This window comes from Streptomyces sp. GESEQ-4 (assembly GCF_017948455.1).
GTDB lineage: Bacteria > Actinomycetota > Actinomycetes > Streptomycetales > Streptomycetaceae > Streptomyces.
Genome location: NZ_JAFFSU010000009.1, coordinates 167,359 through 187,519, shown reverse-complemented (window position 1 = coordinate 187,519; position 20,161 = coordinate 167,359). Strand labels below are relative to the sequence as shown.

At 69.4% G+C, this 20,161-nt stretch carries 19 protein-coding genes and 1 pseudogene; 11 read left to right on the top strand and 9 right to left on the bottom strand.

The genetic code is table 11. From position 1 onward, the window contains the following. Positions 1-22 precede the first annotated feature (22 nt). Genes pgl through tkt form a run of 5 tightly spaced genes read right to left on the bottom strand, consistent with a single transcriptional unit; the run spans position 23 to position 6,769 of the window. Positions 23-805, bottom strand: a complete 783-nt coding sequence (pgl, locus tag KCH48_RS19640) for a 6-phosphogluconolactonase (RefSeq protein WP_210575780.1) — start codon at positions 803-805, stop codon at positions 23-25. Then, the gene (gene opcA, locus KCH48_RS19635) at positions 802-1,971 is read right to left on the bottom strand and encodes a glucose-6-phosphate dehydrogenase assembly protein OpcA (protein ID WP_210575778.1); all 1,170 of its coding nucleotides are present in this window, start codon (positions 1,969-1,971) and stop codon (positions 802-804) included. Before opcA ends, pgl begins: the two co-directional genes overlap by 4 nt. Next, on the bottom strand, positions 1,968-3,506 hold the full coding sequence (gene zwf, locus KCH48_RS19630; protein ID WP_210575775.1) for a glucose-6-phosphate dehydrogenase: 1,539 nt from the start codon (positions 3,504-3,506) through the stop codon (positions 1,968-1,970). Before zwf ends, opcA begins: the two co-directional genes overlap by 4 nt. A gap of 4 nt (positions 3,507-3,510) precedes the next feature. After that, complete coding sequence (gene tal, locus KCH48_RS19625; RefSeq protein WP_210575772.1) at positions 3,511-4,629, bottom strand: transaldolase; 1,119 nt, start codon at positions 4,627-4,629, stop codon at positions 3,511-3,513. Positions 4,630-4,663: 34 nt separating this feature from the next. Next, on the bottom strand, positions 4,664-6,769 hold the full coding sequence (gene tkt, locus KCH48_RS19620; RefSeq protein WP_210575770.1) for a transketolase: 2,106 nt from the start codon (positions 6,767-6,769) through the stop codon (positions 4,664-4,666). A 382-nt stretch (positions 6,770-7,151) separates the two neighbouring features. Between tkt and KCH48_RS19615 the strand changes: the two genes are divergently transcribed. The 3 genes from KCH48_RS19615 to KCH48_RS19605 all read left to right on the top strand — a co-directional run bounded on the left by KCH48_RS19615 (position 7,152) and on the right by KCH48_RS19605 (position 9,718). After that, positions 7,152-8,120, top strand: a complete 969-nt coding sequence (locus tag KCH48_RS19615; RefSeq protein WP_246885540.1) for a heme o synthase — start codon at positions 7,152-7,154, stop codon at positions 8,118-8,120. Between the two features lie 60 nt (positions 8,121-8,180). Beyond that, a complete protein-coding gene (locus tag KCH48_RS19610; protein WP_210575767.1) occupies positions 8,181-8,510 on the top strand; it encodes a hypothetical protein in 330 nt (109 codons plus the stop codon). A gap of 101 nt (positions 8,511-8,611) precedes the next feature. Then, entirely contained in the window at positions 8,612-9,718 is a 1,107-nt protein-coding gene (locus tag KCH48_RS19605) for an amidohydrolase family protein (protein WP_210575765.1), read from the top strand. A gap of 20 nt (positions 9,719-9,738) precedes the next feature. Here the strand turns inward: KCH48_RS19605 and KCH48_RS19600 are convergent, their stop codons facing one another. From KCH48_RS19600 to KCH48_RS43415, 4 genes and pseudogenes are all read right to left on the bottom strand, one after another. Further along, complete coding sequence (locus KCH48_RS19600) at positions 9,739-10,758, bottom strand: heme A synthase (protein ID WP_210575762.1); 1,020 nt, start codon at positions 10,756-10,758, stop codon at positions 9,739-9,741. Positions 10,759-10,804: 46 nt separating this feature from the next. Continuing rightward, positions 10,805-11,578 (bottom strand): ABC transporter permease, encoded by a 774-nt coding sequence (locus KCH48_RS19595; protein ID WP_210575759.1) that lies wholly within the window; start codon positions 11,576-11,578, stop codon positions 10,805-10,807. 88 nt (positions 11,579-11,666) lie between these two features. Further along, a complete protein-coding gene (locus KCH48_RS19590; RefSeq protein ID WP_210575757.1) occupies positions 11,667-12,590 on the bottom strand; it encodes an ABC transporter ATP-binding protein in 924 nt (307 codons plus the stop codon). Between the two features lie 81 nt (positions 12,591-12,671). Beyond that, positions 12,672-13,115: pseudogene (locus KCH48_RS43415) on the bottom strand (AAC(3) family N-acetyltransferase); the annotation flags it as partial. 428 nt (positions 13,116-13,543) lie between these two features. Between KCH48_RS43415 and KCH48_RS19580 the strand changes: the two are divergent. The 8 genes from KCH48_RS19580 (at position 13,544) to KCH48_RS19545 (ending at position 20,111) form a co-directional block, all read left to right on the top strand. Beyond that, positions 13,544-14,287: a metalloregulator ArsR/SmtB family transcription factor gene (locus tag KCH48_RS19580; RefSeq protein ID WP_210575752.1), complete on the top strand. Its 744-nt coding sequence runs from the start codon at positions 13,544-13,546 to the stop codon at positions 14,285-14,287. Next, entirely contained in the window at positions 14,284-15,705 is a 1,422-nt protein-coding gene (gene sufB, locus KCH48_RS19575) for a Fe-S cluster assembly protein SufB (RefSeq protein WP_031057584.1), read from the top strand. The genes KCH48_RS19580 and sufB overlap by 4 nt, the downstream gene beginning before the upstream one ends. Before the next feature lie 68 nt (positions 15,706-15,773). Then, entirely contained in the window at positions 15,774-16,955 is a 1,182-nt protein-coding gene (gene sufD / locus KCH48_RS19570) for a Fe-S cluster assembly protein SufD (protein ID WP_210575749.1), read from the top strand. Further along, positions 16,955-17,272 (top strand): non-heme iron oxygenase ferredoxin subunit, encoded by a 318-nt coding sequence (locus KCH48_RS19565; RefSeq protein WP_210575747.1) that lies wholly within the window; start codon positions 16,955-16,957, stop codon positions 17,270-17,272. Before sufD ends, KCH48_RS19565 begins: the two co-directional genes overlap by 1 nt. An 8-nt stretch (positions 17,273-17,280) precedes the next feature. Next, a complete protein-coding gene (gene sufC / locus KCH48_RS19560; protein WP_210575745.1) occupies positions 17,281-18,045 on the top strand; it encodes a Fe-S cluster assembly ATPase SufC in 765 nt (254 codons plus the stop codon). Further along, a complete protein-coding gene (locus KCH48_RS19555) occupies positions 18,042-19,298 on the top strand; it encodes a cysteine desulfurase (protein ID WP_210575743.1) in 1,257 nt (418 codons plus the stop codon). The genes sufC and KCH48_RS19555 overlap by 4 nt, the downstream gene beginning before the upstream one ends. 16 nt (positions 19,299-19,314) lie before the next feature. After that, positions 19,315-19,782, top strand: a complete 468-nt coding sequence (gene sufU, locus KCH48_RS19550; protein ID WP_210575741.1) for a Fe-S cluster assembly sulfur transfer protein SufU — start codon at positions 19,315-19,317, stop codon at positions 19,780-19,782. Continuing rightward, a complete protein-coding gene (locus KCH48_RS19545; RefSeq protein WP_055636909.1) occupies positions 19,779-20,111 on the top strand; it encodes a metal-sulfur cluster assembly factor in 333 nt (110 codons plus the stop codon). Before sufU ends, KCH48_RS19545 begins: the two co-directional genes overlap by 4 nt. Positions 20,112-20,161 lie beyond the last annotated feature (50 nt).

Sequence of the window (20,161 nt, the reverse complement as noted above, 5' to 3'; positions counted from 1 at the left end):
GGGGCCTTGGGAGGGGCTGTGCTCAGGACGAAGCCGGCGGATACAGCGAGCGCGGCAGCTGGGACGCCGCCGCGGCGTCCAGCAGCCACAGGGTGCGCTGTCTGCCGTAGGCACCCGCCGCCGGGGCCTGGACCTCGCCCGCGCCGGACAGGGCGATCGCCGTGGCGTTCGCCTTGTCCTCGCCGGCCGCCAGCAGCCACACCTCGCGGGCCGCGCGGATCGCGGGGAGCGTGAGGGTGACCCGGGTGGGCGGGGGCTTGGGGGCGCCGTGGACGCCGACCACCGTGCGCTCCGTCTCCCGTACGGCGGGCAGTTCCGGGAACAGGGAGGCCACGTGGGTGTCCGGGCCGACGCCCAGCATCAGGACGTCGAACGTGGGCACGGCGCCGTGGTTCTCCGGGCCCGCGGCACGGGCCAGCTCCTCGGCGTAGGCGGCGGCCGCCGCCTCCGCGTCGGCGCCGTGCGGACCGTCCGAGGCGGGCATCGCGTGCACCCGCTTCGGGTCGAGCGGAACCGCGTCCAGCAGGGCCTCGCGGGCCTGCGTGACATTGCGCTCGGGGTCGCCCTCGGGCAGGAACCGCTCGTCGCCCCACCACAGGTCGAGCCGGCCCCAGTCGACGGCGTCCCGGGCGGGCGCGGCGGACAGCGCGGCGAGCAGGCCGTTGCCGTTGCGGCCGCCGGTGAGCACGACCGACGCGGAGCCGCGCGAGGCCTGGGCGTCCACGATCTTCGTGATCAGCCGGGCCGCGGCGGCCTGCGCCATCAGTTCCTTGTCGCGGTGCACGACGAGTTGCGGAGTGCTCACTTCGCCGCCGCCTTCTTCACCGGTGCCTCCGCCGTCGCGTCTTTCGCGGGAGCCTTGGCAGCCGACTCGACGGGAGTGCGGACCGAGTCTCCTTTGGCCGGAGCTTCTCCTTTGGCCGGCGACTCGTCGGCCGGCTCGGTCGGTGACTCCTCGGCCTTGGCCACGGCGGCCTGCGCCAGGGCGACGGCCTGCTCCGCCTTGGCCACCGCGGCCTCGGCTCCCCGAACCGCCGACGTGGACGCCGAGTTCAGCCGCTCCACCCCGAACCGCAGCGCCGACGCATACGTGTCGTCCGGGTCGAGTCGCCGCAGCTCCTCCGCGATCAGCTCGGCCGTGTCCCGCCGCTTCAGCGCCACCGCACGGTCCGGCTGCCCCTCGATGGACAGGGTCGCCAGCGAGCCGTCCGCCCGGTCCAGGACGATCGGGCCGCAGTTGGTGTCCATGCGGACGGCCGTCAGACCGGGGCCCGACGACAGCGACCGCTTCACCGGGACGTCCAGCCGGTCCGCGAGCCACATCGCCAGCAGCTCACAGCTCGGGTTGAACTCCTCGCCCTCCACCTCGACGGCCTTCACCTCACAGACGACCTGGTCCAGGGCGGCGGCCAGCATCGAGCGCCAGGGCGTGATGCGGGTCCACGACAGGTCCGTGTCGCCGGGAGCGTAGGTGTCGGCGCGGGCACTGAGTTCCCGTACGGGCTGCTCGGCGGCGTAGGTGTCGGTGACCCGGCGCTGCGCCAGCGCGCCCAGCGGGTCGTGGGCCGGGTCGAGCGGTGCGTTGACCGGCCACCACACCACCACCGGCGCGTCCGGCAGCAGCAGCGGCAGGACGACGGACTGGGCGTGGCCCACCACCTCGCCGTACAGCCGCAGCACCACCGTCTCGCCGGTACCGGCGTCCGCGCCCACCCGCACCTCGGCGTCCAGACGCGAGGCCGTACGGTCGCGCGGGGAGCGGGAGACGCGCTTGATGACGACCAGCGTGCGCGAAGGGTGCTCGTGCGACGCGTCGTTGGCGGCCTTCAGGGCGTCGTAGGCGTTCTCCTCGTCGGTGACGATGACCAGGGTGAGGACCATGCCGACGGCGGGGGTGCCGATGTCGCGGCGCCCCTGGACGAGCGCCTTGTTGATCTTGCTGGCCGTGGTGTCCGTGAGGTCTATCTTCATGGCCGGCGCCAGCTCCGTCCGTCTCGTTCGAGCATGTCGTCCGCCTCGACGGGGCCCCACGTCCCGGACTGGTACTGCGCGGGCCTGCCGTTGCGGTCCCAGTACTCCTCGATCGGGTCGAGGATCTCCCAGGACAGCTCGACCTCCTCGGTGCGCGGGAAGAGGTTGGAGTCGCCGAGCAGGACGTCCAGGATCAGCCGCTCGTACGCCTCCGGGCTCGACTCCGTGAACGACTCGCCGTACGCGAAGTCCATGGAGACATCCCGGATCTCCATCGAGGTGCCGGGCACCTTGGAGCCGAAGCGGACGGTGACGCCCTCGTCGGGCTGGACGCGGATGACGATCGCGTTCTTGCCGAGCTCCTCCGTCGCCGTGTGGTCGAAGGGGGAGTGGGGCGCGCGCTGGAAGACGACCGCGATCTCGGTGACGCGGCGGCCGAGCCGCTTGCCGGTGCGCAGATAGAAGGGGACGCCCGCCCAGCGGCGGTTGTCGATCTCCAGCTTGATCGCGGCGTAGGTGTCGGTCTTGGACTGGGGGTCGATGCCCTCCTCCTGGAGGTACCCGACCGCCTTCTCGCCGCCCTGCCAGCCCGCCGCGTACTGCCCGCGGACGGTGTCCCGGCCCAGGTCCTTCGGCAGCCGCACCGCGCCGAGCACCTTGGTCTTCTCGGCGGCCAGCGCGTCCGCGTCGAAGGAGGCGGGCTCCTCCATGGCGGTGAGCGCCATCAGCTGGAGGAGGTGGTTCTGGATGACGTCACGGGCGGCGCCGATGCCGTCGTAGTAGCCGGCCCGGCCGCCGATGCCGATGTCCTCGGCCATCGTGATCTGGACGTGGTCCACGAAGGACCGGTTCCAGATCGGCTCGAACATCGTGTTGGCGAAGCGCAGCGCCAGGATGTTCTGGACGGTCTCCTTGCCCAGGTAGTGGTCGATACGGAAGACCTGGTCCGGGGCGAAGACCTCCTCGACGGTCGAGTTGAGTTCCTCGGCCGACTTCAGGTCGTGGCCGAACGGCTTCTCGATGACCGCGCGCCGCCAGGAACCGCTCGTCTGGTCGGCGAGGCCGTGCTTCTTCAGCTGCTGGATGACCACCGGGAAGGAGCGCGGCGGCACCGACAGATAGAAGGCGAAGTTGCCGCCCGTGCCCTGGGCCTTGTCCAGCTCCTCGATGGTGCCGCGCAGCCGCTCGAACGCGTCGTCGTCGTCGAAGGTGCCCTGGACGAAGCGCATCCCCTGGATGAGCTGCTGCCAGACCTCCTCACGGAACGGCGTACGGGCGTGCTCCTTGACGGCGTCGTGGACCTCCTGTGCGAAGTCCTCGTTCTGCCACTCGCGGCGCGCGAAGCCGACCAGGGAGAAACCGGGCGGAAGCAGACCCCGGTTGGCGAGGTCGTACACCGCGGGCATCAGCTTCTTCCGGGACAAATCGCCCGTGACACCGAAGATGACCAGGCCCGACGGCCCCGCGATACGCGGGAGCCGTCGGTCGGCGGGGTCACGAAGCGGATTCGCTCCGGAACCGGAGACAGGGGTCAAGGTGTCAGCCCTCCGAAGGGGCGAGGCGCTCCAGGACCGCCTCGGTCGACTTGAGCAGGTCGTTCCAGGACGCCTCGAACTTGTCGACGCCCTCGTCCTCCAGCACCTGGACCACGTCGTCGTACGAGATCCCGAGCGCCTCGACCGCCTCGAGGTCGGCGCGGGCCTGCTCGTAGGTCCCGGCGATGGTGTTGCCGGTGATGTCGCCGTGCTCCTCGGTGGCCTGAAGCGTGGCTTCCGGCATGGTGTTCACCGTGTTCGGGGCGACCAGGTCGTCGACGTACAGGGTCGGCTTGTAGGCCGGGTCCTTCACGCCGGTCGAGGCCCACAGCGGACGCTGCTTGTTGGCGCCCGCGTTCTCCAGCGCGCTCCAGCGGTCCGTGGAGAAGACCTCCTCGTACGCCTGGTAGGCGAGACGCGCGTTGGCGACGGCGGACTTGCCGCGCAGCGCCTTGGCCTCGTCGGTGCCGAGCGCGTCGAGCCGCTTGTCGATCTCGGTGTCCACGCGGGACACGAAGAAGGAGGCCACCGAGTGGATCAGGGAGAGGTCCAGGCCCTTGGCCTTGGCCTTCTCCAGGCCCGCCTGGTAGGCGTCCATGACCTCGCGGTAGCGCTCCAGCGAGAAGATGAGCGTGACGTTGACGCTGATGCCGTTGCCGATCACCTCGGTGATCGCCGGCAGGCCCGCCTTGGTCGCCGGGATCTTGATCAGCGTGTTCGGACGATCCACCAGCCAGGCCAGCTGCTTGGCCTCGGCGATCGTCGCCTTGGTGTTGTGCGCCAGCCTCGGGTCGACCTCGATCGAGACCCGGCCGTCCTGACCGCCGGTGGCGTCGAAGACCGGGCGCAGGATGTCGGTGGCGTCGCGGACGTCCGCCGTGGTGATCATGCGGACGGCCTCTTCGACGGTGACCTTGCGGGCGGCGAGGTCCTCGAGCTGCTGCTCGTAGCCGTCGCCGCTGCTGATCGCCTTCTGGAAGATGGTCGGGTTGGTGGTGACGCCCACGACGTGCTGCTCGTCGATCAGTTCGGCGAGGTTGCCGGACGTGATCCGCTTGCGCGACAGGTCGTCCAGCCAGATCGCGACGCCTTCATCGGAGAGGCGCTTCAGTGCGTCTGTCATGGAAAATGCATCTCCTACGTGTCGTATGTGAGCGTCAGCGCTGGGCTGCGGCGATCCCCGTCGTTGAATTAAGCACAGCCCGGGCAACGGCGGCGACGTTCTCGGCAGTGAACCCGAACTCGCGGAAAAGGACCTTGCCGTCCGCCGAAGCACCGAAGTGCTCCAGGGAAACGATGCGACCGGCGTCCCCGACGTACTTGTGCCAGGTGAGTCCGATCCCGGCCTCGACCGCCACGCGCGCCTTCACGGAAGGCGGCAGGACGCTGTCCCGGTACCCCTGGTCCTGCTCCTCGAACCACTCCACGGACGGCATGGACACCACCCGCGTCTGCACCCCGTCCGCCTCCAGCTGCTCGCGCGCCCCGACGGCGACGTGCACCTCGGAACCGGTCGCGATCAGGATGACCTCGGGCGTGCCCGTGGACGCCTCGAACATCACGTAACCACCGCGCGCGGCATCCTCGTTGTGCTCGTACGTCGGCACGCCCTGCCGCGTCAGCGCGAGGCCGTGCGGGGCGCCCTTGCCGAAGACCTTGGTGTAGCGCTTGAGGATCTCGCGCCAGGCGATGGCGGTCTCGTTGGCGTCGGCGGGCCGGACGATGTTCAGGCCGGGGATGGCGCGCAGCGAGGCGAGGTGCTCGACCGGCTGGTGCGTCGGGCCGTCCTCGCCGAGACCGATGGAGTCGTGCGTCCACACGTACGTCACCGGCAGGTGCATCAGCGCCGACAGACGGACGGCGTTGCGCATGTAGTCGGAGAAGACGAGGAACGTACCGCCGTAGATACGGGTGTTGCCGTGCAGCGCGATGCCGTTCATCTCCGCGGCCATGGAGTGCTCGCGGATGCCGAAGTGGATGGTCCGGCCGTACGGGTCGGCCTCCGGGAGCGGGTTGTCCGCCGGGAGGAACGACGACGTCTTGTCGATCGTCGTGTTGTTGGAGCCGGCCAGGTCGGCCGAGCCGCCCCACAGCTCGGGGATCACGGCACCCAGCGCCTGGAGGATCTTGCCGGACGCGGCACGGGTGGCGACGCCCTTGCCCGCCTCGAAGACCGGGATCTTCTCCTCCCAGCCGGTCGGCAGCTCGCCCTTGCTGATGCGGTCGAACTCGGCGGCGCGCTCCGGGTTGTTGTTGCGCCACTCCTGGAACGACTTCTCCCACTCCGCCTTGGCCTGCCGGCCGCGCTCGCCCAGGGCGCGGGTGTGGTTCAGGACCTCGTCCGAGACCTCGAAGGACTGCTCCGGGTCGAAGCCGAGGACGCGCTTGGTGGCGGCCACCTCGTCGTCGCCGAGCGCCGAGCCGTGCGCGGCCTCGGTGTTCTGCGCGTTCGGGGCCGGCCACGCGATGATCGAGCGCATCGCGATGAAGGACGGCCTGTCCGTCACCTGCTTCGCGGCCTCGATGGCGTTGTAGATGGCGTGCGGGTCGAGGTCGCCGTCCGGCTTCGGGGCGACGCGCTGCACATGCCAGCCGTACGCCTCGTACCGCTTGACGGTGTCCTCGGAGACAGCGGTCTCGGTGTCGCCCTCGATCGAGATGTGGTTGTCGTCCCACAGCAGGATGAGGTTGCCGAGCTTCTGGTGGCCGGCCATGGAGGAGGCCTCGGCGGAGATGCCCTCCTGGAGGCAGCCGTCACCGGCGACGCAGTAGACGAAGTGGTCGAAGGGGGAGGTGCCCTCGGCGGCCTCCGGGTCGAACAGACCGCGCTCGTAGCGGGCGGCCATCGCCATGCCCACCGCGTTGGCGACACCCTGGCCGAGCGGGCCGGTGGTGGTCTCCACGCCGGTGGTGTGGCCGTACTCGGGGTGGCCCGGGGTCTTCGAGCCCCACGTCCTGAAGGCCTTCAGATCGTCCAGCTCCAGGCCGAAGCCGGCCAGGTACAGCTGGGTGTAGAGGGTCAGGGACGAGTGCCCGGCGGACAGCACGAAGCGGTCGCGTCCGGTCCAGTCGGCGTCCGCCGGGTCGTGCCGCATCACCTTCTGGAAGAGGGTGTAGGCGGCGGGCGCCAGGCTCATCGCCGTACCGGGATGGCCGTTGCCGACCTTCTGTACGGCATCGGCGGCCAGGACGCGGGCGGTGTCGACGGCCCGCTGGTCCAGCTCGGTCCACTCGAGGTCTGTGGTGGTCGGCTTGGTGCTCACCCTGGGTCAGGGCTCCTCTCCACATGTCACGCATGTCGGAACGTCACGCATGTCGCCATGCCGGTGCATGTCATGCACGTCGATTGCCGGTGCTCTGCACGCCCCGGCCGTTGTCGAGCCTACCCCCGCCAGTACGCGCGGTTTTTCGAGTCATTCCAGACTGCCGGGGCTGCCCCGGATCCGCCTCCCGACCGGTCCGTTTCGTGTTCGGCATCTGAATACGGAGCCGCTCGGAAGAGTGCTCAATCGACTGCCTGGGGGCTCGTCCGCAGGCGCCGGTCAACACGACCCCACCCCCGCGAATGTCCGGGTCTGGGCAACGTCTACAGTGGCGTGGTACGCGCGAGCCTTTACCGGGACTTCACGGTTCAGGCTTGCTGGGATGTCTCTGTCAGGGGTGTGCGTGACGGCCGTTGAATCCCGTCCTGCGGGGGTTATCGGGGCGAGCCAGAGCCCGAGCCGGCGGCCGGTAGGGGCCCGGATCAAGGCGTTCGTGGCGCTGACCAAGCCGCGGATCATCGAGCTGCTGCTGATCACCACCGTTCCGGTGATGTTCCTCGCCGAGCAGGGCGTTCCGGACATGAAGCTGGTCCTGCTCACCTGCGTCGGCGGCTATCTCTCCGCGGGCGGCGCCAACGCGCTGAACATGTACATCGACCGCGACATCGACGCGCTCATGGACCGCACCTCGCAGCGCCCCCTCGTCACCGGCATGGTCAGCCCGCGCGAGTGCCTGGTCTTCGGCATCACCCTGGCCATCGTCTCGACGCTGCTGTTCGGCCTGGCCGTCAACTGGCTCTCCGCCTGGCTGTCGCTCGGCGCACTCCTCTTCTACGTCGTCGTCTACACGATGATCCTCAAGCGCCGTACCTCGCAGAACATCGTGTGGGGCGGCATCGCGGGCTGCCTGCCGGTCCTCATCGGCTGGTCGGCCGTCACCAACTCCATGTCGTGGGCGCCGATCATCCTCTTCCTCGTCATGTTCTTCTGGACGCCGCCGCACTACTGGCCGCTGTCCATGAAGGTGAAAGAGGACTACGCGCGCGTGGGCGTGCCGATGCTGCCGGTCGTCGCCAGCAACAAGGTGGTCGCCAAGCAGATCGTCCTCTACAGCTGGGTGATGGTCGCGGTGTCCCTGCTGCTGACCCCGCTCGGCTACACGGGCTGGTTCTACACGCTGGTCGCGCTGCTGGCCGGCGGCTTCTGGCTCTGGGAGGCGCACGGTCTGCAAAGCCGCGCCAAGGCCGAGGTGACGGGCGCGAAGCTCAAGGAGATGCGGCTGTTCCACTGGTCGATCACCTATGTGTCGATCCTCTTCGTCGCGGTCGCGGTGGACCCGTTCCTGCGCTGACGTACGCATCACACGCCCCTGGTCTCGCCAGCTGATCTACCCGTGAGTAGCATCCTGACCATGGCAGACACGCAGCAGGTTGACGCGAAGGCCGAGCGCAAGGTGGCCCGGCTCGCCCAGCAGATCAGCACCTTCTCCAAGGCCCACGGCGGCGCCGAGGGCCAGGTCGCCTACATCGGCGAGCGCGGCGCCCGCATCGTCCTCGTCGGCGCGGACGGCGGCTGGGGCGACCTGGTGGCCCCCTCGTACGAGATCGCCCAGAAGGCGGTGGAGAAGTCCGGGATCACGGTCCACGAGGACTTCGACGGGGAGTTCGCCGCGAAGGTGACGACGGGGACGTACGAGTGGAAGCGGATGGCGGGCATTCAGCTCGGTGGGTCCCGAGGCTGACATCAGTCGGTCGTTCGGACGGGGTGTGTACGAGCAACACCTGAACGCGGGCTCACCCGTTAGGACCGTAGAACGACACGGTCCAGCAACGGGGAGCCAGGATGATCGAGATGCCGTCCCTCGTGGACCAGTACTGCCATGGCGTACTGCGGACCGAGCTGGGCCTCGGCACCTTCGAGGCGCAGCTGTCCCGTACCGAGGGCCCGCCCGCGCCCGGTACCACCCTCTTCGACACCCAGACCGGGTTCGCCGTACGGCGTTGGTGCCCCCCGCTGCTCGGCCTGGAACCGCACTGTCCGCCCGCCCGCTATCTCGCCCGGCGTCGTGAACTCGGCGTACTGGAATCGGGCCGCAGACTCCTGCGCGGCAGCGGCATCACGACGTATCTGGTCGACACCGGACTGCCCGGCGACCTCACCGGCCCCGACGAGGTGGCTTCCGCCGCGTCCGCCGAGGCGCGCGAGATCGTACGGCTGGAGCTGCTCGCCGAACAGGTCGCCGACACGTCCGGCACGGTGGAGTCGTTCCTCGCCAACCTCGCCGAATCGGTGCACGGGGCCGCCGGAAGCGCCGTCGCCTTCACGTCCGTGGCGGGCGTACGGCACGGGCTGGCGCTGGCGCCCGAACCGCCGGGGCCGGGGGAGGTGCGCGGCGCGGCGGGGCGCTGGCTGGCGGGGCGGCGGGTCGGCGGGGAGCTGAGCGACCCGGTGCTGCTGCGGCACCTGCTGTGGATCGCGGTGGCGTCGGGGCTACCCCTTCAGCTGCATGCCGGGCTCGGCGAACCGGGCTTACGCATCGACCGCACCGACCCCGTCCTGCTCACCGACTTCGTACGGGCCACCGCGGGTCTGGGCACGGACCTCGTCCTGCTGCACAGCTACCCCTACCACCGGCACGCAGCCCACCTCGCCGGCGTCTTCCCGCACGTCTACGCCGACTCCGGCGCCGCCCTGGCCCGCACCGGCGCCCGCGCGGCGACCGTCCTCGCCGAGATCCTCGAACTGGCCCCCTTCGGCAAGATCGTCTTCTCCAGCGGGGCCCAGGGGCTGCCGGAGCTGCATGTCGTGGGGGCGCGGCTGTTCCGCGAGGCGCTCGGGCGGGTGCTCGGCGGCTGGGTGGCCGAGGGGGCGTGGTCGCTGGCGGACGCGCAGCGGGTGGCCGCGCTGATCGCGGCCGGGAACGCGCGGCGGGTGTACGGGCTGGAGTGAGCGGACGGACGAGGTGAGCGTCAGGCCCTGGTCAGGGTCGCCTCGGCCGCCGGGCCCGGCACATCCACGACGCCCTCGGGCCGCTCCCGCAGCGCCAGCAGCACCCTCAGCGTCCCGATCCACACCAGGCACGAGCCGAACATATGGGCGCCGACCAGGATCTCGGGGAGGTCCGTGAAGTACTGGACGTAGCCGATGGCGCCCTGGGCGAGCAGGATCAGGAACAGCTCGCGGGTGCGGGCCAGCGGGCCCTTGGGGGCGTCGACCGCCTTGAGCACGAACCACAGGGCGAAGGCCAGCGTCACCACGATCCAGGCCAGCACGGCGTGCAGCTTGCTGACGTCCTCCCAGCCCATGCCCATCGGCAGGTCCATGCGCGGCACGTCGCTGGAGTCGCCCGCGTGCGGACCCGTGCCGGTGACCACCGTGCCGACCGCGATCAGCAGCACGGTGACTCCCACCAGGACCCACACCAGCTGCCGCACCACCTTGCCGACCAGCGGACGCGGCTCCCCGTCACCCTCGCGTGTGCGCTGCCACATCACGGTGGCGATCGCGATCAGGGCGGAGGTCAGCAGGAAGTGCGCGGCGACCGTGTACGGGTTGAGGCCGACCAGCACCACGATGCCGCCGAGGACCGCGTTGCCCATCACGACCCAGAACTGCGCCCAGCCCATCCGGGTCAGGCGGCGCCGGTACGGCTTCTCGGAACGCGCGGCGATGATCGCCCAGCCGACGGCCGCGCACAGCGCGTACGTCAGCATGCGGTTGCCGAACTCGATGACGCCGTGCAGGCCCATCTCGCTGGTGGTGGTCAGCGAGTCGGCGGTGCACTTGGGCCAGGTCGGACAGCCGAGGCCCGAGCCGGTCAGCCGCACCGCGCCGCCGGTCACCACGATGACCACCGACATGACGAGCGCGGCGAGGGCCGCCCGCTGAACCGTCCGGGGATGCGGCGTCCAGCGTGCGGCGATGAAGGCGAGCGGGTTGCGCACGGCGGCTACGGCGTCGGCGCGGGTCACGTTTGGCACGGGACCCATCGTAGGGGGCCGCTTGTGCACGCGTTCACGAGGGTCCGCCGGGCGCCTATTCCCAGCGGAAGAACTTCCCCGCCGCTCCCAGCCCCACGACCGCCCACACCGCCAGAATCCCCAGGTCACCCCATGGCATCCCGGCCCCGTGCTGCAGCACGTCCCGCAGTCCGTCCGACAGCGCGGAGATGGGCAGCAGCCCGAGCACGTCCTGGGCGCCGGACGGGAACTTGTCCAGCGGGACGATGACCCCGCCTCCCACGAGCAGCAGCAGGAACACCAGATTCGCCGCGGCCAGCGTCGCCTCCGCCTTCAGCGTGCCCGCCATCAGCAGGCCCAGCCCCGAGAACGCGGCCGTGCCGAGGAGCAGGAGCAGGAGTACGGCGAGGGGGTTGCCCTGGGGGGACCAGCCGAGGGCGAAGGCGATCACCGTCAGCAGGGCGATCTGCAGGACCTCGGTGACCAGCACCGACGCCGTCTTCGCCGTCATCAGGCCCCAGCGGGGGAGCGGGGAGGCGGCGAGGCGCTTCAGGACGCCGTACCGCCGCTCGAAGCCCGTCGCGATCGCCTGCCCTGTGAACGCCGTCGACATCACCGCCAGCGCGAGGACGCCGGGGGCGAGGAAGTCGACGGTCTCGCCCGCGCCGGTGTCGACGATGTCCACGGTGCTGAACAGGACCAACAGCAGCGTCGGGATGACGACCGTCAGCAGCAGCTGCTCGCCGTTGCGCAGCAGCATCTTGGTCTCCAGCACCGCCTGCGCCGCGATCATGCGGGGGAGCGGGGCGGCACCGGGCTTCGGCGCGTACGCACCCACGGTCGTCGTCATGAGCGAAGCTCCTTGCCGGTCATCTCCAGGCTGCGTCTTCCCGGGGGGCAACCCCCGGACCCCCGGCAGACTCGCTCGCTGGCCGGAATCATGAGCGCAACTCCTTGCCCGTGAGCTCCAAGAACACGTCCTCGAGCGTGTGCCGTTCCACCGATATCCGGTCCGGCATCACGCCGTGCTGGGCGCACCAGGACGTGACCGTCGCGAGGAGTTGGGGGTTCACCTTGCCGGCGACCCGGTAGGAGCCCGGGGTCAGCTCGGCGGCGGTGCAGTCGACGGGCAGGGCCTTGAGCAGGGAGCCCACGTCCAGACCGGGGCGGCCGGTGAACCGCAGGGTGTTCTCGGCGCCGCCGCGGCACAGCTCCTCGGGCGTGCCCTGGGCGATGACCCGGCCCGCGTCCAGGATCGCGACGTCGTCGGCGAGCTGCTCGGCCTCGTCCATGTAGTGGGTGGTGAGGATGACCGAGACGCCGTCCGTGCGCAGGTCGCGCACCAGGTCCCAGGTCGCCCGGCGGGCCTGCGGGTCGAGCCCGGCCGTCGGTTCGTCCAGGAACACCAGTTCAGGGCGGCCCACGACGGCCATCGCCAGCGCCAGGCGCTGCTGCTGGCCGCCGGACAGCCGGCGGTACGTCGTCCGCCCGCAGCTGCCCAGCCCGAGCCGCTCGATCAGCCCGTCCACGTCCAGTGGGTGCGCGTGCAGCTTCGCCACATGCCGCAGCATCTCGTCGGCCCGCGCACCGGAGTAGACACCGCCGGACTGCAGCATCACGCCGATACGGGGGCGCAGCGCGGCCGACTGCCGCACCGGGTCGAGGCCCAGGACGCGCACCGTGCCGGAGTCCGGTTTCCGGTACCCCTCGCAGGTCTCGACGGTCGTCGTCTTGCCCGCGCCGTTGGGTCCGAGCACGGCGGTCACACCCGCATCGGCCACCAGGTCGAGGCCGTCCACCGCGGTCTTCGTGCCGTACCGCTTCACCAGGGCCTGGACCTGGACCACGGGCTCACTTCGCATGGGTCCAGAGTCTAGGTACGCGCTCGCCGTCTCAGACGTGGGGGTGCCCCCGCTCGAGCGGAGCCGAGAGTGGGGGAGGGTTCAGGATCCCTCCTCGCGGGGCCGGTGGATGGCCAGCCACCGTTCCGCGTAGGCCACGGCGTCCGCCACCGGGAACAGCCGTACGTCAGCGGCGCCCACCGTCCCGCGTACGACGGGACGGTCCCGCTCGAAGTCGTGCCCCAGCTCGTCGAAGCGCTCCGAGGTGATCGACACCTCGGTCACCACTTCCCATCCGGCCGGTCCGGGGCGGCCCACCTGAACCAGCGGCGCGGGTACGCGGTACTCGGCCAGATGGAAGCTCGTGCACGCGTCGTAGCCCGCGCCGAGCAGCAGCACGCGCGCGTGCAGCGCCTCCAGCCTCGCCAGCGGGCTGCGCTCACCGAGCCGGCAGTCGATGGCGTGCCCGCCGACCACCTCTCCCGCGCGCGGGCCGACCGCGGCGAACGACGTCTGCGGGTGGTCGCTGCGCAGGGCGCCGGGCTGTTTCGCCCCCGCCGCCCCTACCCGTCCCATCCCGGGGCGCTGCCCCGGACCCCGCTGGGGGCTGCGCCCCCAGACCCCGCTTGGGCCCTGAACGGGCCTCGTCCTCAAACGCCGGACGGGCTGAAACAGCAGGGCTGCGCCGATCGGCGCAGCCCTCGTAAGTAGATCGGGTTGGCCCGAGTACGTGCCGCATCGTATGCGCCCCGCCCGGTCGACCGCCGGAGGCCTGGGCGTGACAAGTGGGCCGGTCGGAGGGGGTGTGGGCATGGTTGGGGAGTGTGCTGGAAGGGCCGCCGACGCGCTACCGAATTGATCGATCAAAGATCGTTCCCGCAGGTCAGATTAGGTATGCCTAAGTGACGTAGGGCACCGTCCACGGAGTAGGACGCCGCTTGCCCGGTCCTGAGGAATTACGCAACAATGGCGTTGTGAAAAACGTCGGCGAGGCTCGGGAGACCCCCACGGGTACTCCCCAGGAGGAACTCGCGACCGGTGAGCGGTCCACCCGCAACCGGGTCGCGCGGTCCATCCTGGACCACGGGCCCTCGACCGTCACCGAGCTGGCCGGCCGGCTGGGCCTCACCTCGGCCGCCGTACGACGGCATCTGGACGCGCTGGTCGCGGACGACGTCGTGGAGGCACGCGAGCAGCGGGTGTACGGAGCGCGGACGCGCGGCCGGCCCGCCAAGGTGTTCGCCCTGACGGACTGCGGACGCGACGCCTTCGACCAGTCGTACGACAAACTCGCCGCGGACGCCCTGCGCTACATCCAGGAGCGCTTCGGCGGCGACGAGGCGGTCGTGGCCTTCGCACGCGCGAGGATCGCCGAGCAGGCCGCCGTGTACCGCAAGGCGATCGAGGCCGCGGCCCCCGAGGAGCGGACCGAAGCCCTGGCCAAGGCCCTGAGCGCGGACGGGTACGCTGCTACGGCGCGCAGCGCACCGGTCGGCGAGCAGCTCTGCCAGCACCACTGCCCGGTGGTCCATGTCGCGGAGAAGTTCCCGCAGCTGTGCGAGGTCGAGACGGAGATCTTCTCGCAGCTGCTCGGCACGCATGTCCAGCGGCTCGCAACCATCGCCCACGGTGACGGCGTCTGTACGACATTCATCCCAAAGATTTCCAAGAACACCCATAACGCATCTGCAAGCACGGCCGGGAGGAACCCCGCATGACTCTGCCCACGGAGACTGCTCACCCCGAGCTCGAGGGCCTGGGCAAGTACGAATACGGCTGGGCCGACTCCGACACGGCCGGCGCCTCTGCCAAGCGCGGTATCAACGAGGACGTCGTCCGCGACATCTCGGCGAAGAAGAGCGAGCCGGAGTGGATGACCAAGCTCCGCCTCAAGGGTCTGCGCCTCTTCGACAAGAAGCCCATGCCGAACTGGGGCTCCGACCTCTCGGGCATCGACTTCGACAACATCAAGTACTTCGTGCGCTCCACGGAGAAGCAGGCGGAGTCCTGGGAGGACCTGCCCGAGGACATCAAGAACACGTACGACAAGCTCGGCATCCCCGAGGCGGAGAAGCAGCGCCTCGTGGCCGGTGTCGCCGCTCAGTACGAGTCCGAGGTCGTCTACCACCAGATCCGCGAGGACCTGGAGGAGCAGGGCGTCATCTTCCTGGACACCGACACCGCGCTGAAGGAGCACCCGGAGCTCTTCAAGGAGTACTTCGGCACCGTCATCCCGGTCGGTGACAACAAGTTCGCGTCGCTGAACACCGCCGTGTGGTCGGGCGGCTCCTTCATCTACGTGCCGAAGGGCGTGCACGTGGAGATCCCGCTCCAGGCCTACTTCCGTATCAACACGGAGAACATGGGCCAGTTCGAGCGGACCCTGATCATCGTCGACGAGGGTGCCTATGTGCACTACGTCGAGGGCTGCACCGCCCCGATCTACAAGTCGGACTCGCTGCACTCCGCGGTCGTCGAGATCATCGTCAAGAAGAACGCCCGCTGCCGTTACACGACCATCCAGAACTGGTCGAACAACGTCTACAACCTGGTCACCAAGCGCGCCGTCGCCTACGAGGGCGCGACCATGGAGTGGATCGACGGCAACATCGGTTCCAAGGTGACGATGAAGTACCCGGCCGTCTACCTGATGGGCGAGCACGCCAAGGGCGAGACCCTGTCCATCGCCTTCGCCGGCGAGGGCCAGCACCAGGACGCCGGCTCCAAGATGGTCCACATGGCGCCGAACACGTCGTCCAACATCGTGTCGAAGTCCGTGGCCCGCGGTGGCGGCCGCACCTCCTACCGTGGTCTGGTGGAGATCGGCGAGGGCGCCCACGGCTCCAAGTCGAACGTGCTGTGCGACGCGCTGCTCGTCGACACCATCTCCCGCTCCGACACGTACCCGTACGTCGACGTCCGTGAGGACGACGTCTCCATGGGCCACGAGGCGACCGTCTCCAAGGTCTCCGAGGACCAGCTCTTCTACCTGATGAGCCGCGGTCTGAGCGAGTTCGAGGCGATGGCGATGATCGTGCGCGGCTTCGTCGAGCCGATCGCGAAGGAGCTGCCCATGGAGTACGCCCTCGAGCTCAACCGGCTGATCGAGCTGCAGATGGAAGGCGCGGTCGGTTAAGACCCGCCCCCCGAAGCAGTCGCCAATTTCTTGACGTAGGAACGTAGGAAGAGAGCAGACCGACAGCCATGGCTGAGGCTCAGAACATCCCGGTGGGGTCCACCACCGCCGGCCAGATCGCGGTGGCCGCCGAGTCGACCGTCGCCACGCGCATGAGCGCCCCGCCCTCCTTCGACGTGGCGGACTTCCCGGTCCCGCACGGCCGCGAGGAGGAATGGCGGTTCACCCCGCTGGAGCGCCTGCGCGGGCTGCACGACGGCACCGCGGTCGCCACGGGTGACGGCGTGAAGGTCGACATCGACGCCCCCGAGGGCGTCATCGTCGAGACCGTCGGCCGTGACGACGCCCGGATCGGCAAGGCCGGCACCCCGGTGGACCGCGTCGCCGCCCAGGCGTACTCGGCGTTCGAGAAGGCCGGCGTGGTCACCGTCCCCAAGGAGACGGTGCTCACCGAGCCCATCCGGATCGCCGTGCACGGCGAGGGCGGGATCGCCTACGGCCACCAGGTCGTCGAGCTGGGCGCCTTCGCCGAGGCTGTCGTCGTCTTCGACCACACCGGTGACGCCGTGCTCGCCGCCAACGTCGACTACGTCCTGGGCGACGGCGCCAAGCTGACCGTCGTCTCGGTCCAGGACTGGGACGACAAGGCCGTGCACGTCGGCCAGCACAACGCGCTGATCGGCCGGGACGCCACCTTCAAGTCGTTCGTCGTCACCTTCGGCGGCGATCTCGTACGTCTGCACCCGCGCGTCGCCTACGCCGGCACCGGCGGCGAGGCCGAGCTCTTCGGCCTGTACTTCACCGACGCCGGCCAGCACCAGGAGCACCGTCTCCTGGTCGACCACAACACCCCGCACTGCAAGTCCAACGTCGCCTACAAGGGCGCGCTCCAGGGCGACGACGCGCACGCGGTGTGGATCGGTGACGTGCTCATCGAGGCCAAGGCCGAGGGCACGGACACGTACGAGATGAACCGCAACCTCGTGCTGACCGACGGCGCCCGCGTCGACTCGGTCCCCAACCTCGAGATCGAGACCGGCGAGATCGTCGGCGCCGGCCACGCGAGCGCCACCGGCCGCTTCGACGACGAGCAGCTCTTCTACCTGATGGCCCGCGGCATCCCGGCCGACGAGGCCCGCCGCCTGGTGGTCCGCGGCTTCTTCGCGGAGCTGGTCCAGCAGATCGGCGTCGACGACATCGAAGAGCGCCTTCTCGTGAAGATCGACGAGGAGCTGGAGGCGTCCGTCTGATGACGTTCGTACGCGCCTGTGGGCTGAGCGAGCTGGAGGAGGACACCCCGAAGCGGGTGGAACTCGACGGCACGCCGGTCTCGGTCGTGCAGACCGAGGGCGAGGTGTTCGCGATCCACGACATCTGCTCCCACGCGAACGTGTCGCTCTCCGAGGGCGAGGTGGAGGACTGCCAGATCGAGTGCTGGCTGCACGGCTCCAGCTTCGACCTCCGCACCGGCAAACCGTCCGGCCTTCCCGCGACGCGCCCCGTCCCCGTATATCCCGTAAAGATCGAAGGGGACGATGTGCTCGTCTCCCTTTCCCAGGAGTCCTGAGGCAACCCATGGCAACGCTTGAAATCCGAGACCTGCACGTCACCGTCGAGGCCGACAACTCCACCAAGGAGATCCTCAAGGGCGTCGACCTCACCGTGAAGCAGGGCGAGACGCACGCCATCATGGGCCCGAACGGCTCCGGCAAGTCGACCCTCGCCTACTCGCTCGCGGGTCACCCCAAGTACACGATCACCAAGGGCACCGTCACCCTCGACGGCGAGGACGTCCTGGAGATGTCCGTCGACGAGCGCGCCCGCGCGGGCCTGTTCCTGGCGATGCAGTACCCGGTCGAGGTCCCCGGCGTCTCGGTCTCCAATTTCCTGCGCACCTCCGCCACCGCGATCCGCGGCGAGGCCCCCAAGCTGCGTACGTGGATCAAGGAGGTGAAGGAGGCCATGCAGAACCTCAACATGGACCCCTCCTTCGCCGAGCGCAACGTGAACGAGGGCTTCTCCGGCGGTGAGAAGAAGCGCCACGAGATCCTTCAGCTGGAGCTGCTCAAGCCGAAGATCGCGATCCTCGACGAGACCGACTCCGGCCTCGACGTCGACGCGCTCCGGGTCGTCTCCGAGGGCGTCAACCGCGTCCGCGAGACCGGCGAGGTCGGCACCCTGCTGATCACGCACTACACGCGCATCCTGCGCTACATCAAGCCCGACTACGTCCACGTCTTCTCGGCCGGCCGCATCGCGGAGTCCGGCGGCGCCGAGCTCGCCGACAAGCTGGAGAACGAGGGCTACGAGGCATACGCGAAGGGTGGCGCATCCGCGTGACACAGCTGCCGGGCCTCCTCGACACCGAGGCGCTCCGCAAGGACTTCCCCATCCTGGACCGCACGGTCCACGACGGTCAGAAGCTCGTGTACCTGGACAACGCGGCGACCTCGCAGAAGCCGCGCCAGGTGCTGGACGCCCTGAGCGAGTACTACGAGCGCTACAACGCCAACGTCCACCGTGGCGTGCACGTCCTCGCCGAGGAAGCCACGGCACTGTACGAGGGCGCGCGCGACAAGGTCGCGGAGTTCATCAACGCGCCCAGCCGCGACGAGGTGATCTTCACCAAGAACGCCTCCGAGTCGCTCAACCTCGTGGCCAACATGCTCGGCTGGGCCGACGACCCCTACCGGGTGGACCACGAGACCGAGATCGTCATCACGGAGATGGAGCACCACTCCAACATCGTCCCGTGGCAGCTGCTGTCGCAGCGCACGGGCGCGAAGCTGAAGTGGTTCGGCCTGACCGACGACGGCCGCCTCGACCTCTCCAACATCGACGAGATCATCACGGAGAAGACGAAGATCGTCTCCTTCGTGCTGGTGTCGAACATCCTCGGGACGGTCAACCCGGTCGAGACGATCATCCGCCGCGCACAGGAGGTCGGCGCCCTCGTCTGCATCGACGCCTCCCAGGCGGCGCCGCACATGCCGCTGGACGTGCAGGCCCTCCAGGCCGACTTCGTCGCCTTCACCGGCCACAAGATGTGCGGCCCGACCGGCATAGGCGTGCTGTGGGGCCGCCAGGAGCTGCTCGAGGATCTCCCCCCGTTCCTCGGCGGCGGCGAGATGATCGAGACGGTGTCGATGCACTCGTCGACCTACGCTCCCGCCCCGCACAAGTTCGAGGCGGGCACGCCCCCGATCGCGCAGGCGGTCGGCCTGGGTGCTGCGATCGACTACCTGTCCGCGATCGGCATGGACAAGATCCTCGCCCATGAGCACGCGCTCACCGAGTACGCGGTCAAGCGCCTTGCCGAGGTCCCTGACCTGCGGATCATCGGCCCGACCACGGCCGAGGACCGGGGCGCCGCGATCTCCTTCACGCTCGGCGACATCCACCCGCACGACGTCGGCCAGGTCCTCGACGAGCAGGGCATCGCGGTCCGCGTCGGCCACCACTGCGCTCGGCCGGTCTGCCTCCGGTACGGAATTCCTGCGACCACGCGAGCGTCGTTCTATCTGTACTCCACGCCGGCCGAGATCGACGCTCTGGTGGACGGCCTGGAGCACGTACGGAACTTCTTCGGCTGAGGGGCGTGCTGAGACGGTGAAACTGGATTCCATGTACCAGGAAGTCATCCTGGACCACTACAAGCACCCGCACGGGCGTGGTCTGAGGGATGGCGACGCCGAGGTGCACCATGTGAACCCGACGTGCGGCGACGAGATCACTCTGCGGGTGAAGTACGACGGCTCGAAGATCGAGGACGTCTCGTACGAGGGCCAGGGCTGTTCCATCAGCCAGGCCTCGGCGTCCGTGCTGAACGAACTGCTGGTCGGCAAGGACCTCTCCGACGCGCAGAAGATCCAGGAGACCTTCCTGGAGCTGATGCAGTCCAAGGGGAAGATCGAGCCCGACGACGCCATGGAGGAGGTGCTGGAGGACGCGGTCGCGTTCGCCGGTGTCTCCAAGTACCCGGCCCGGGTGAAGTGCGCGCTGCTGAGCTGGATGGCGTGGAAGGACGCGACGGCCCAGGCGCTGGGTTCCGACGCCGCTGAAAGGAAGACGGGATGAGCGACACGGTTGAGATGAAGCCGGCCTCGGAGGAAGAAGTCCGCGAGGCGCTGTACGACGTCGTCGACCCCGAGTTGGGCATCGACGTCGTCAACCTCGGCCTGATCTACGGCATTCACATCGACGACGCGAACATCGCGACGATCGACATGACCCTGACCTCCGCGGCCTGCCCGCTGACGGACGTCATCGAGGACCAGGCCAAGTCCGCCACGGACGGCCTCGTCAACGAACTCCGCATCAACTGGGTCTGGATGCCGCCGTGGGGCCCGGACAAGATCACGGACGACGGACGCGAGCAACTGCGGGCGTTGGGGTTCAACGTCTGAGCAGCCGACCCTTTCGTCGTGAGGCCCCTGGAGCGAATCCGGGGGCCTCA